The organism is Escherichia sp. KTE172 (assembly GCF_000408845.1).
Taxonomy (GTDB): domain Bacteria; phylum Pseudomonadota; class Gammaproteobacteria; order Enterobacterales; family Enterobacteriaceae; genus Escherichia; species Escherichia coli.
Genome location: NZ_KE137316.1, coordinates 4,794,458 through 4,807,280, shown reverse-complemented (window position 1 = coordinate 4,807,280; position 12,823 = coordinate 4,794,458). Strand labels below are relative to the sequence as shown.

The following is a 12,823-nucleotide window of genomic DNA, read 5'->3' as shown; positions in this document are numbered from 1 at the left end:
CTTACTTGTACCTGATAGCCGGGTTAATGGCGGCGTAAAGCACATCCACCACTAAGTTGATAAGAATAAATTCCAGCGAGAAAAGCAGAATTTCCGCCTGAATCACCGGGTAATCGCGCATTTCTACGGAGTCAACGAGTAAGCGTCCAAGTCCGGGCCAGTTGAAAACCTTCTCCACCACGATGGAACCACCGAGCAAAAAGCCAAACTGTAAGCCCATCATGGTCACAACCGGGATCATCGCGTTACGTAGCCCGTGTTTGAGGACAACCCAGGTTTCGCTCACCCCTTTCGCCCTCGCGGTACGCATATAATCTTCGCTTAAAACATCGACAAACGACGCGCGGGTAAAGCGCGCCATCACGGCTGCCACTGCCGCGCCGAGCGTCAGGGAGGGTAAAATGTAGTGCTGCCAACTGTCTGCTCCCACGGTAGGCAGCCAGCCCAGTTCAACGGAGAATACCTGAATTAAAAGCATCCCCAGAGCAAATGCCGGAAACGAGATCCCCGACACCGCAATGGTCATACTCAATCGATCCGGCCAACGATTACGCCAGACGGCGGCGATAATTCCCGCCGCCATACCAAATATCACCGCCCAGACCATACTGGTTATGGTCAGCCACAGCGTTGGCATAAAGCGGCTGGCAATCTCATCGGCAACCGGACGACGCGACACCATCGACAGGCCAAAATCCCCCTGCACAGCATTGCTGATATAGTGCCAGAACTGGTGATACAGCGGCTGATCCAACCCCAGCTGCTGACGCACCAGTTCTATAACCTGCGCATCAGCTTCGGGCCCGGCAATCAATCGCGCCGGATCGCCGGGCAGCATATGCACAAATAAAAACACCAGCACCGAGACGATAAACAGCGTTGGAATCAACCCCAGTAAGCGTTTGATAACGTAATTAAGCATTCCACTCCCTGCGTTGCTTATTGCAAATCCGCGTCTTCAAAGCTGAAACCGGTGTCTGGCATGATCCAAAAACCGGTCAGGTTTTTACTGTGTGCCGACACCAGTTTTTCTACCACCAGCGGGATCCACGGCGACTCTTGCCAGATGATATCCTGCGCCGCCTTATATAAACGGGTCTTTTCTGCCGGATCATTAGTTTTCAGTGCCTGAGCCAGGAAGTCATCCACCTGTTTATTGCTGTAAAACGCGGTATTAAACAGCGTCGGTGGCCAGTTCTGCGAGGCAAACAGCGGCGATAGTGCCCAGTCCGCTTCGCCGGTTGAAGCCGACCAGCCAGTGTAGAACATCCGCACGCCGCTCTCTTTTTGCCCTTTACCTTCAACTTCTGCCGCCCGCTGTCCGGCATCCATCGCAGTCACCTGGGCTTTAATCCCGACCTGCGCTAACTGCTGCTGGGTAAATTGCAGCACTTTCTGCGCGGTGCTGTGGTTATGTGACGACCACAGCGTGGTATTGAAACCGTTGGGATATCCCGCCTCTTTCAGTAATTCGCGCGCTTTCACTGGATCGTAAGGCCACGGTTTATAGCTTTGCGCGTAGGCGATACTCGGCGGTACCACACCAGTAGCTGGCGTTGCATAGCCCGCGAAGGCCACTTTCACCAGCGCCGGGCGGTTAATGGCGTAATTCAGCGCCTCACGGACCTTCGGGTTATCGAACGGCTTTTGCGTCACGTTCATACTGATATAACGCTGCATAATTGACGGACTGGCCATCAACTCGATATTTTTGTTTTTCTCCAGCAGTGCGGCCTGCTCGTAAGGAATGGGGAAAGCAAACTGCGCTTCACCGGTTTGCAGCATTGCCGCGCGGGTGTTGTTATCCGCCACCGGACGCCAGGTTATGCTGTCCAGTTTGGGCAATCCTGGCTGCCAGTAACCCGCGAATTTTTTCACCTTCACAAAATCGGTCTGATTCCAGGTATCCAGTTCATACGGCCCGGTTCCCACCGGATGAAAACCAATCTCCTTGCCATATTTTTCCAGCGCTGCCGGCGAAATCATCGCGGTCGCCGGATGGGCAAGAATATTAATAAACGCTGAGAACGGCTGTTTGAGGGTAATCTTTACCGTTGTTGGATCGATCGCTTCCGTTTTGGCAATATTCTTATACAGGTTGTAGCGTTTAAGATGATTCGCCGGATCGCTGGCCCGGTCCAGATTCGCTTTTACCGCCGCTGCGTTGAAGTCGGTGCCATCCTGGAATTTAATTCCTTCCCGCAATTTCACGGTGTAAGTAAGGCCGTCATCGGAAACGGTATAACTCTCCGCCAGCACGTTTTTCAGTTTCATCTCTTTATCGAGACCGAACAGCCCCTGGTAAAACGATTTCGCTACGGCCTGAGATAACGTGTCATTTGCGTCATACGGATCGAGCGTGGTGAAGTTCGATCCTACCGCCACCACCACATCTTTGGCAGCGAATGCACAAGATGCCATCAACGCTGTCGCAATGCCCAGCGCCACTAACCCACTACGGTGTACAGCTCTTGCCATTTTATTCTCCGCCTGAATGTTATCTACGCATGAATGCGTATTCTGATTGTGGTTGTGCGACGTAATGCCCCGGCCCGACGCATTGCAACGAGACGGCTGCCACCTCTTCGCCACGCAGATGAATATTGCTGGGAAGATCGTCCGACAGCAGTACACGCTGCGGTCGTTGTCGGGACGGTTCAGCGACCGGAACTGCCGCCAGTAATTTACGCGTATAAGGATGCTTCGGGTTTTCAAAGACCGCGCGCCGTGGACCAATTTCAACAATTTGTCCGAGATACATCACCGCCACACGATGACTAATCCGCTCTACCACGGCCATATCGTGGGAGATAAACAGATACGCAATGCCGAAATCACGCTGGAGATCGAGCAACAAGTTGATAATCTGCCCGCGAATAGAAACATCCAGCGCCGAGACGGCTTCGTCGGCAATGATCACTTTTGGATTCAATGCCAACGCGCGAGCAATGCAGATGCGCTGGCGCTGACCGCCGGAAAACTCATGCGGGTAACGCCAGGCATGTTCAGGTAACAGGCCCACGCGCTCCAGCAACCACGCAACGCGTGCAGCCGCTTCTTTACCTGGCAATAAACCGTGTACGCGCAGCGGTTCGATAATCGAATCACCGATGGTCTGACGAGGGTCCAGCGAAGCGTAAGGGTCCTGAAAAATAAACTGAATATCCCGGCGCAATGCCTGAAGTTTACCGGATGACAAGGTATCGATTCGCTGACCGTTAAAGATAATTTCGCCGCCCTGCGATTCGACCAGGCGCAGCAACGCCCGCCCGGTAGTGGATTTACCGCTGCCAGACTCGCCCACCAGCGATAGCGTTTCGCCAGGCCAGAGATCAAAACTGACTTTCTCAACGGCATGCACTTCCCGCGTTACGCGATTCAACAAACCGCTGCGCAAAGGGAAACGGGTGACCAGATTACGCACCCGTAAAACAGGTTCGCCATCCACCACCGTTTTCTGCTCGATGGGGGGTTCCTGTTTCGCTGGATGTTCAAGCGATATCAATGGGAAACGTCGGGGATAATCTAACCCTTTCATCGCACCAAGTTGCGGAACAGCAGCTAACAGCGCACGGGTGTACGGATGTTGCGGTGCATGAAAAATATGTTCGACGCTACCCGTTTCCACCGCCTCGCCCTGATACATCACCAGTACCCGATCGGCAATCTCTGCCACCACGCCCATATCGTGAGTGATAAAGATAACGCCCATCGACATCTCTTTTTGCAATACTTTGATTAATTGCAGGATCTGCGCCTGAATAGTGACATCCAGCGCGGTGGTTGGCTCATCGGCAATCAGCACCGCCGGGCGGCATGACAGCGCCATCGCAATCATCACTCGCTGGCGCATCCCGCCAGAGAGTTGATGCGGATAACGTGAAAGAATGGTTTGTGCCTCCGGAATGCGTACCTGATCCAGCATCCGCTTCGCCTCGACCATTGCTTCTTCACGACTGGCGTTTTGATGCAGACGAATAGATTCAGCAATCTGTTCACCCACAGTAAATACCGGGTTCAGCGATGTCATCGGCTCCTGAAATATCATTGCCATATCCGCACCGCGCACATGGCGCATTTGTGCAGCGCTCTGCTCGCTAAGTTCAATCACTTCGCGACTGCGCCGCCGCAACAGCATTTGATCGCACTGCACTAAACCGCCCGCCTGTTCCAACAAGCGCATTAATGCCAGCGCAGTCACTGACTTACCAGAGCCGGATTCGCCAACAATTGCCAGCGTCTCACCGCATTGCAGGCTAAAAGAGAGATTGCGGACCGCAGCTATTTTCTGCTGGTCCTGCATAAAGGCAATATTCAGATTTTCAACCGCCAGCACATCACCGGCATCAAGTTCATCACTGTGTGGCAACGGTGTCCCCTTTTTCACGGTAGATACCGGTGGTTGGCGTATCGCCTGCGTAGCCCCAGGCGCGATACATTCCTTCGGTGTTAAACGGTAGCGCGATATTACCTTCATGGTCGATAGCGATTAAGCCACCGCTACCGCCAAGCGCAGGGAGTTTTTCCATTACTACCCGCTCGCAGGCTTCCGCGAGACTTAATCCGCCGTAATCCATTAACGCGGCGATGTCATATGCCGCCAGCGCGCGGATGAAGACTTCGCCCGTGCCGGTACATGAAACCGCCACACTGGCGTTATTGGCGTAGCATCCGGCCCCCACTAAGGGACTATCGCCAACTCGTCCGGGTAATTTATTGGTCATTCCGCCTGTGGACGTGGCTGCCGCCAGATTGCCGTCTAAATCCAACGCCACGGCCCCCACAGTGCCCATTTTCTGTTTTTCATCCAGTGGCGCACCGCTATGGTCGAGGACCATTTCCCCTTCCTCGCGCGCTGCCAGTAGTTGTTCATAACGCAAAGGCGTGGAGAAAATCTCCGGCGAGACGCGCTCCATGCCATGAGCAAACGCAAAATTTTCTGCCCCTTCGCCAATCATCATCACATGCGGGCTTTGCTCCATCACCAGCCGGGCGGCAAGAACCGGATTACGCAGATGACTAACGCCCGCCACCGCACCGGCTTTCAGGGTGTTACCATCCATCACACAGGCGTCCAGTTCATGGGTTTCATCACGCGTAAAGACAGCGCCAATTCCGGCGTTAAACAGTGGACACTCTTCCAGCAGACGCACCGCTTCCGTCACCACATCCAGCGCACTTTCGCCCGCTTCCAGCATTTTCTGCCCGGTTTCAACAATGGCAGACAGCGCCTCGATGTAGCGTAATTCCTGTTGCAGACTCATCTGCGCGCGGCTAATTGCACCTGCGCCACCATGAATTGCAATGACTGCTTTGCCCATAGTATTCGTCCATTAAGGGTGGCTCGCCACTTTTGCTATAAATATCAGAATTTTTATGAATTACTCATTCAATTTTTGAATATAGAAAGATGGATATGGCATGTAAAGGCAGGAGCCAGCGCTACGCCCGAGGTGGCATACAGTCTGTGGCGTTTTTCTGACATAATAGGCAAATTCGATTTTGCCTCCGCAGGAGTGTTTTCATGGAATTTACCACCGGATTGATGTCGCTCGACATCGCGCTTAATGAGATGCTTTCTCGCGTTACCCCACTGACCGCCCAGGAAACGCTGCCACTGGTACAGTGTTTTGGTCGTATTCTGGCGAGCGATGTCGTTTCGCCACTGGATGTCCCGGGGTTTGATAACTCCGCTATGGACGGCTACGCGGCGCGTTTAGCCGATATTGCCTCCGGGCAACCGCTGCCCGTTGCCGGTAAATCCTTTGCCGGTCAGCCGTACCATGGTGAATGGCCTGCGGGTACCTGCATTCGTATTATGACCGGTGCGCCGGTGCCGGAAGGCTGCGAAGCGGTGGTGATGCAGGAACAGACCGAACAGACTGACGCTGGCGTGCGTTTTACTGCTGAAGTGCGTAGCGGGCAAAATATTCGCCGTCGCGGTGAAGATATCTCTGCAGGTGCGGTTGTTTTCCCGGCGGGAACACGCCTGACTACCGCAGAGCTGCCAGTAATTGCTTCACTGGGGATTGCCGAAGTTCCGGTGATTCGTAAAGTGCGTGTAGCGCTGTTTTCTACCGGTGATGAACTCCAGTTGCCAGGCCAGCCGCTGGGCGACGGCCAAATCTACGATACCAACCGTCTCGCCGTACACCTGATGTTAGAACAGTTGGGATGCGAGGTAATCAACTTAGGGATTATCCGCGACGATCCCCATGCCCTGCGCGCCGCATTTATTGAAGCCGACAGCCAGGCGGATGTGGTGATCAGTTCCGGCGGTGTTTCAGTGGGTGAAGCGGATTACACCAAAACGATTCTTGAAGAGCTGGGGGAGATCGCCTTCTGGAAGCTGGCGATTAAACCAGGTAAACCGTTCGCGTTCGGTAAACTCAGCAATAGCTGGTTCTGCGGCCTGCCGGGCAACCCGGTTTCAGCAACGCTGACCTTCTATCAACTGGTACAGCCTTTGCTGGCAAAACTAAGCGGCAATACCGCCAGCGGCCTGCCCGCGCGCCAGCGTGTACGCACGGCATCGCGTCTGAAAAAAACGCCAGGACGCCTTGATTTCCAGCGCGGCGTGCTGCAACGCAACGCCGATGGCGAACTGGAAGTGACGACCACCGGACATCAGGGTTCACATATATTTAGCTCCTTTAGCCTCGGCAACTGCTTTATCGTGCTGGAGCGCGAACGCGGCAATGTGGAAGCGGGCGAATGGGTGGAAGTAGAACCGTTTAACGCGTTGTTCGGAGGCCTGTAATGGCGGAACTCAGCGATCAGGAGATGCTGCGCTATAACCGGCAAATCATTCTGCGCGGCTTTGATTTTGATGGTCAGGAGGCGCTAAAAGATTCTCGTGTGCTGATCGTCGGCCTCGGTGGACTCGGCTGCGCAGCCTCACAGTATCTGGCAAGCGCCGGTGTCGGCAACCTGACGCTGCTCGACTTCGACACGGTTTCGCTCTCAAATTTACAGCGCCAAACGCTGCACAGCGATGCCACAGTCGGGCAACCGAAGGTGGATTCTGCCCGTGACGCCCTGACGCGGATCAACCCACATATCGCGATTACGCCAGTCAATGCACTGCTGGATGACGCAGAACTTGCTGCGATGATTGCAAAACACGATCTGGTGCTCGACTGTACGGATAACGTTGCGGTACGTAATCAACTGAACGCAGGCTGTTTTGCCGCGAAGGTGCCGCTGGTTTCCGGCGCGGCAATTCGCATGGAAGGTCAAATCACGGTCTTCACTTATCAGGACGGCGAGCCTTGCTACCGCTGCCTCAGCCGTTTGTTTGGCGAAAATGCATTAACCTGCGTAGAAGCAGGCGTGATGGCACCGTTGATCGGCGTAATTGGTTCGTTGCAGGCAATGGAAGCGATCAAACTGCTGGCAGGTTATGGCAAACCTGCCAGTGGCAAAATCGTCATGTACGATGCGATGACCTGTCAGTTTCGCGAAATGAAACTGATGCGTAATCCGGGATGTGAGGTGTGCGGGCAGTAATTGCCACCTCCAGGCCTGATAAGACGCGGCACTGCGCCACGTCATCAGCAATTTATGAGGATGCAGAACGTCCGGTTAAATCGACGTTCTGCCAAACGCTCCCTGCCAGTCCTGCTCAAACTTCGCCACAGCGGCATCAACCGCCGGATAGCTAATCATCTGTTGTGCCACATCCAGTGGCAGAGTAATTGATTCACATCCTGCCAGTAAGCAGTCCAGCGCCTGACGCGGGGTTTTGAAACTTGCGGCTAACACTTTTGCCTGCGGCGCATGCATTTTCAATAACTGGTGTAAGTCGGTCACAGTCTGAATGCCGCTACCGCCCTGAGCATCAATACGATTAACGTAAGGCGCAACATATTCCGCACCTGCCAGCGCCGACAGTAGCCCTTGTGCTGCGCCATATACCGCGGTTCCCAGCGTCGGAATCCCTTCCGCTTTTAACATCTTAATTGCTGCCAGCCCCTCAGCGGTCACCGGAACTTTCACCACGATATCCGCAATAATAGAGCGCAGCTTACGCGCGTCATTCACCATCCCTTCAGCAGTGGTAGCCATTACCTGGGCAAACAGACGCCCCTGACCGCCCATCGCTTCATGAAGTTCCGGAAGCACAACCTCCAGCGGTTTTTTACCCGCTGCGATAATGCTTGGGTTAGTGGTTACACCCGCCAGCGGAAAAATACGTGACAGCGCCTTCACCGCAACAACGTCTGAAGTATCCAGATACAGTTCCATAACCATCCTCAAAATGTACTTTTTGTCTGAATGTAGACTATCACGGGAAAACTCTCTGAACAGTTGACGCACATCAATCTAACTTTCATTCGAAAGTATTTTAATGTTTGAACGAAACAGAGAGGCAACTATGATTTTCAATATTCAGCGCTACTCGACCCATGATGGCCCCGGTATCCGCACGGTCGTATTTCTTAAAGGCTGTTCGCTGGGCTGCCGCTGGTGTCAGAACCCGGAAAGCCGCGCCCGCACGCAAGATCTGCTGTATGACCCACGACTCTGTCTGGAAGGCTGTGAGCTGTGCGCTAAGGCCGCGCCGGAAGTGATTGAGCGCGCGTTGAATGGTTTGCTTATTCATCGAGAAAAGTTAACCCCGGAGCATTTTACGGCGCTAACCGACTGCTGCCCGACACAGGCATTAACCGTGTGTGGTGAAGTGAAAAGCGTTGAGGAGATCATGGCGACCGTTTTGCGGGATAAACCGTTTTACGATCGCAGCGGCGGCGGCTTAACGCTTTCGGGCGGTGAACCGTTTATGCAGCCGGAAATGGCGACGGCGCTACTGCAAGCCAGCCACGAGGCCGGCATTCATACTGCGGTAGAAACCTGTCTGCATGTGCCGTGGAAATATATCGCCCCTTCTCTGCCCTATATCGATCTGTTTCTTGCCGATTTAAAACACGTTGCCGACGCGCCGTTTAAACAGTGGACCGACGGTAACGCCGCCAGAGTGCTGGATAACCTGAAAAAACTCGCCGCAGCGGGCAAAAAAATCATTATCCGCGTGCCGCTGATTCAGGGCTTTAATGCCGACGAAACCTCTGTAAAAGCCATTACCGATTTTGCCGCCGACGAGCTGCACGTTAGCGAAATTCATTTCCTGCCCTACCACACGCTGGGCATCAACAAATATCACTTACTTAATCTGCCCTATGACGCCCCGGAAAAACCGCTTGATGCGCCAGAACTGCTCGACTTTGCCCAGCAGTATGCCTGCCAGAAAGGGTTAACCGCGACCTTACGAGGATAACAACCATGACCACACTGAAACTGGACACGCTCAGCGATCGCATTAAAGCGCACAAAAATGCGCTGGTGCATATTGTGAAACCGCCGGTCTGTACCGAGCGCGCGCAGCACTATACCGAGATGTATCAACAACATCTCGATAAGCCGATCCCGGTACGTCGCGCGCTGGCACTGGCGCATCACCTGGCGAATCGCACCATCTGGATCAAGCACGATGAGTTGATCATTGGCAACCAGGCAAGCGAAGTTCGCGCCGCGCCGATCTTCCCGGAATATACTGTCTCATGGATCGAAAAAGAGATCGATGATCTGGCAGATCGTCCCGGTGCTGGCTTTGCGGTGAGCGAAGAGAACAAACGCGTTCTGCATGAAGTGTGCCCGTGGTGGCGCGGTCAGACCGTACAGGATCGCTGCTACGGCATGTTTACCGATGAGCAAAAAGGTCTGCTGGCGACCGGCATCATTAAAGCGGAAGGCAATATGACCTCCGGCGATGCGCACCTGGCGGTCAATTTCCCGCTGCTGCTGGAAAAAGGGCTTGATGGTCTGCGCGAGAAAGTAGCGGAACGTCGCTCGCGCATCAACCTGACGGTGCTGGAAGATTTACATGGCGAGCAATTCCTGAAAGCGATTGATATCGTGCTGGTAGCGGTCAGTGAACACATTGAACGTTTCGCTGCCCTGGCGCGTGAAATGGCCGCGACCGAAACTCGCGAAAGCCGTCGCGATGAACTGCTGGCGATGGCAGAAAACTGCGATCTTATCGCCCACCAACCGCCGCAGACTTTCTGGCAGGCGCTGCAACTGTGTTACTTCATCCAGTTGATTTTGCAGATCGAATCTAACGGTCACTCAGTATCTTTTGGTCGTATGGACCAGTATCTGTACCCGTATTATCGTCGCGACGTTGAACTCAACCAGACGCTGGATCGTGAACACGCCATCGAGATGCTGCATAGCTGCTGGCTGAAATTGCTGGAAGTGAACAAGATCCGCTCCGGCTCGCACTCAAAAGCCTCTGCGGGAAGTCCGCTGTATCAGAACGTCACTATTGGCGGGCAAAATCTGGTTGATGGTCAACCAATGGACGCGGTGAATCCACTCTCTTACGCGATCCTTGAATCCTGCGGTCGCCTGCGTTCCACTCAGCCTAACCTCAGCGTGCGTTACCACGCGGGAATGAGCAACGATTTCCTCGACGCCTGCGTACAGGTGATCCGTTGCGGCTTCGGGATGCCGGCGTTCAACAACGACGAAATCGTGATCCCGGAATTTATTAAACTCGGTATTGAACCGCAGGACGCTTACGACTATGCAGCGATTGGTTGTATCGAAACCGCCGTCGGTGGCAAATGGGGCTATCGCTGTACCGGCATGAGCTTTATCAACTTCGCCCGCGTGATGCTGGCGGCGCTGGAAGGCGGTCGTGATGCCACCAGCGGCAAAGTGTTCCTGCCACAAGAAAAAGCGTTGTCGGCGGGTAACTTCAACAACTTCGATGAAGTAATGGACGCATGGGATACGCAAATCCGTTACTACACGCGTAAATCAATCGAAATCGAATATGTCGTTGACACCATGCTGGAGGAGAACGTGCACGATATTCTCTGCTCGGCGCTGGTGGATGACTGTATTGAGCGAGCAAAAAGTATCAAGCAAGGCGGCGCGAAATATGACTGGGTTTCTGGCCTGCAGGTCGGCATTGCCAACCTCGGCAACAGCCTGGCGGCAGTGAAGAAACTGGTGTTTGAACAGGGCGCGATTGGTCAGCAACAACTGGCTGCCGCACTGGCGGATGACTTCGACGGCCTGACTCACGAGCAACTGCGTCAGCGGCTGATTAACGGCGCGCCGAAGTACGGCAACGACGACGATACTGTCGATACGCTGCTGGCTCGCGCTTATCAGACCTATATCGACGAACTGAAACAGTACCATAACCCGCGCTACGGTCGTGGTCCGGTTGGCGGCAATTATTACGCGGGTACGTCGTCTATCTCCGCTAACGTACCGTTTGGCGCGCAAACTATGGCAACGCCGGACGGACGTAAAGCGCATACCCCGCTGGCAGAAGGCGCAAGCCCGGCCTCCGGTACTGACCATCTTGGCCCTACCGCGGTCATTGGCTCGGTGGGTAAACTGCCTACGGCCGCGATTCTCGGCGGCGTGCTGCTCAACCAGAAACTGAATCCAGCAACGCTGGAGAACGAATCTGACAAGCAGAAACTGATGATCCTGCTGCGCACCTTCTTCGAGGTGCATAAAGGCTGGCATATTCAGTACAACATCGTTTCCCGCGAAACGCTGCTGGAAGCGAAAAAACATCCGGATCAGTACCGCGATCTGGTAGTGCGTGTCGCGGGCTATTCCGCCTTCTTCACCGCGCTCTCTCCAGACGCTCAGGACGATATCATCGCCCGTACTGAACATATGCTGTAATCTCCTCAGCCCGGCGGCGGCGTCGCCGGGCTAAATCATTCACATCATCAATTTCAGCCTCGCTTTCATTCGAAATATAATTTGTGCTCTGCGTCACATTGTTATTACACTGTTACGGTTTCATTTTCGAGCCAGGAGCACACCTATGAGCGTAAAAGTTATCGTCACAGACATGGACGGTACTTTTCTTAACGACGCCAAAACGTACAACCAACCACGTTTTATGGCGCAATATCAGGAACTGAAAAAGCGCGGCATTGAGTTCGTTGTCGCTAGCGGTAATCAGTATTACCAGCTTATTTCGTTCTTTCCTGAGCTAAAGGATGAGATCTCTTTTGTCGCGGAAAACGGCGCACTGGTTTACGAACATGGCAAGCAACTGTTCCACGGCGAACTGACCCGACATGAATCGCGGATTGTTATTGGCGAGTTGCTAAAAGATAAGCAACTCAATTTTGTCGCCTGCGGTCTGCAAAGTGCATATGTCAGCGAAAACGCCCCCGAAGCATTCGTCGCACTGATGGCAAAACACTACCATCGCCTGAAACCTGTAAAAGATTATCAGGAGATTGACGACGTACTGTTCAAGTTTTCGCTCAACCTGCCGGATGAACAAATCCCGTTAGTGATCGACAAACTGCACATAGCGCTGGATGGCATTATGAAACCCGTTACCAGTGGTTTTGGCTTTATCGACCTGATTATTCCCGGTCTACATAAAGCAAACGGTATTTCGCGGTTACTGAAACGCTGGGATCTGTCGCCGCAAAATGTGGTAGCGATTGGCGACAGCGGTAACGATGCGGAGATGCTGAAAATGGCGCGTTATTCCTTTGCAATGGGGAATGCTGCGGAAAACATTAAACAAATCGCCCGTTACGCTACCGATGATAATAATCATGAAGGCGCGCTGAACGTGATTCAGGCGGTGCTGGATAACACATCCCCTTTTAACAGCTGACCTCTCTACCGGAGCCATGCGCTCCGGTTTTCCCTTCTTTTTACATCCTGTACATCACATCAAATCATTAAACTTGCATTAACTTATTTATAACTTATATTGTCACATGCAAATCATAATAGTTTCGAATGAAAGTTAATGCGAGGT

At 53.4% G+C, this 12,823-nt stretch carries 10 protein-coding genes; 5 read left to right on the top strand and 5 right to left on the bottom strand.

Annotated features, from left to right (window positions below; all coding sequences use genetic code 11):
* Nucleotide 1 precedes the first annotated feature (1 nt).
* Genes gsiC through iaaA form a run of 4 tightly spaced genes read right to left on the bottom strand, consistent with a single transcriptional unit; the run spans nucleotide 2 to nucleotide 5,321 of the window.
* Nucleotides 2-922, bottom strand: a complete 921-nt coding sequence (gsiC, locus tag G434_RS01680; RefSeq protein WP_000936043.1) for a glutathione ABC transporter permease GsiC — start codon at nucleotides 920-922, stop codon at nucleotides 2-4.
* A 17-nt stretch (nucleotides 923-939) separates the two neighbouring features.
* Nucleotides 940-2,478 (bottom strand): glutathione ABC transporter substrate-binding protein GsiB, encoded by a 1,539-nt coding sequence (gene gsiB / locus G434_RS01685; protein ID WP_000090155.1) that lies wholly within the window; start codon nucleotides 2,476-2,478, stop codon nucleotides 940-942.
* A 19-nt stretch (nucleotides 2,479-2,497) separates the two neighbouring features.
* Nucleotides 2,498-4,369 carry a glutathione ABC transporter ATP-binding protein GsiA gene (gene gsiA, locus G434_RS01690; protein ID WP_001309378.1) on the bottom strand — a complete coding sequence of 624 codons (1,872 nt, stop codon included), beginning with the start codon at nucleotides 4,367-4,369 and terminating at the stop codon, nucleotides 2,498-2,500.
* Nucleotides 4,356-5,321, bottom strand: coding sequence for a beta-aspartyl-peptidase (gene iaaA / locus G434_RS01695; RefSeq protein ID WP_000513763.1), 966 nt, complete (start codon nucleotides 5,319-5,321; stop codon nucleotides 4,356-4,358). The genes gsiA and iaaA overlap by 14 nt, the downstream gene beginning before the upstream one ends.
* A gap of 203 nt (nucleotides 5,322-5,524) precedes the next feature.
* On the opposite strand from iaaA, the gene moeA reads away from it, so the two are divergent.
* Nucleotides 5,525-6,760 (top strand): molybdopterin molybdotransferase MoeA, encoded by a 1,236-nt coding sequence (gene moeA, locus G434_RS01700; protein WP_000397322.1) that lies wholly within the window; start codon nucleotides 5,525-5,527, stop codon nucleotides 6,758-6,760.
* Nucleotides 6,760-7,509 (top strand): molybdopterin-synthase adenylyltransferase MoeB, encoded by a 750-nt coding sequence (moeB, locus tag G434_RS01705; RefSeq protein ID WP_000829211.1) that lies wholly within the window; start codon nucleotides 6,760-6,762, stop codon nucleotides 7,507-7,509. Before moeA ends, moeB begins: the two co-directional genes overlap by 1 nt.
* Nucleotides 7,510-7,584: 75 nt before the next feature.
* Here moeB and fsa read toward each other — a convergent pair whose 3' ends face one another.
* Nucleotides 7,585-8,247 carry a fructose-6-phosphate aldolase gene (gene fsa / locus G434_RS01710; protein WP_001305948.1) on the bottom strand — a complete coding sequence of 221 codons (663 nt, stop codon included), beginning with the start codon at nucleotides 8,245-8,247 and terminating at the stop codon, nucleotides 7,585-7,587.
* 130 nt (nucleotides 8,248-8,377) lie between these two features.
* Between fsa and G434_RS01715 the strand changes: the two genes are divergently transcribed.
* The 3 genes from G434_RS01715 (at nucleotide 8,378) to ybiV (ending at nucleotide 12,676) form a co-directional block, all read left to right on the top strand.
* The gene (locus G434_RS01715) at nucleotides 8,378-9,277 is read left to right on the top strand and encodes a glycyl-radical enzyme activating protein (protein WP_001305949.1); all 900 of its coding nucleotides are present in this window, start codon (nucleotides 8,378-8,380) and stop codon (nucleotides 9,275-9,277) included.
* Between the two features lie 5 nt (nucleotides 9,278-9,282).
* On the top strand, nucleotides 9,283-11,715 hold the full coding sequence (locus G434_RS01720) for a glycyl radical protein (RefSeq protein ID WP_000209345.1): 2,433 nt from the start codon (nucleotides 9,283-9,285) through the stop codon (nucleotides 11,713-11,715).
* A 145-nt stretch (nucleotides 11,716-11,860) separates the two neighbouring features.
* Complete coding sequence (gene ybiV, locus G434_RS01725) at nucleotides 11,861-12,676, top strand: sugar-phosphatase YbiV (RefSeq protein ID WP_000114248.1); 816 nt, start codon at nucleotides 11,861-11,863, stop codon at nucleotides 12,674-12,676.
* Nucleotides 12,677-12,823 lie beyond the last annotated feature (147 nt).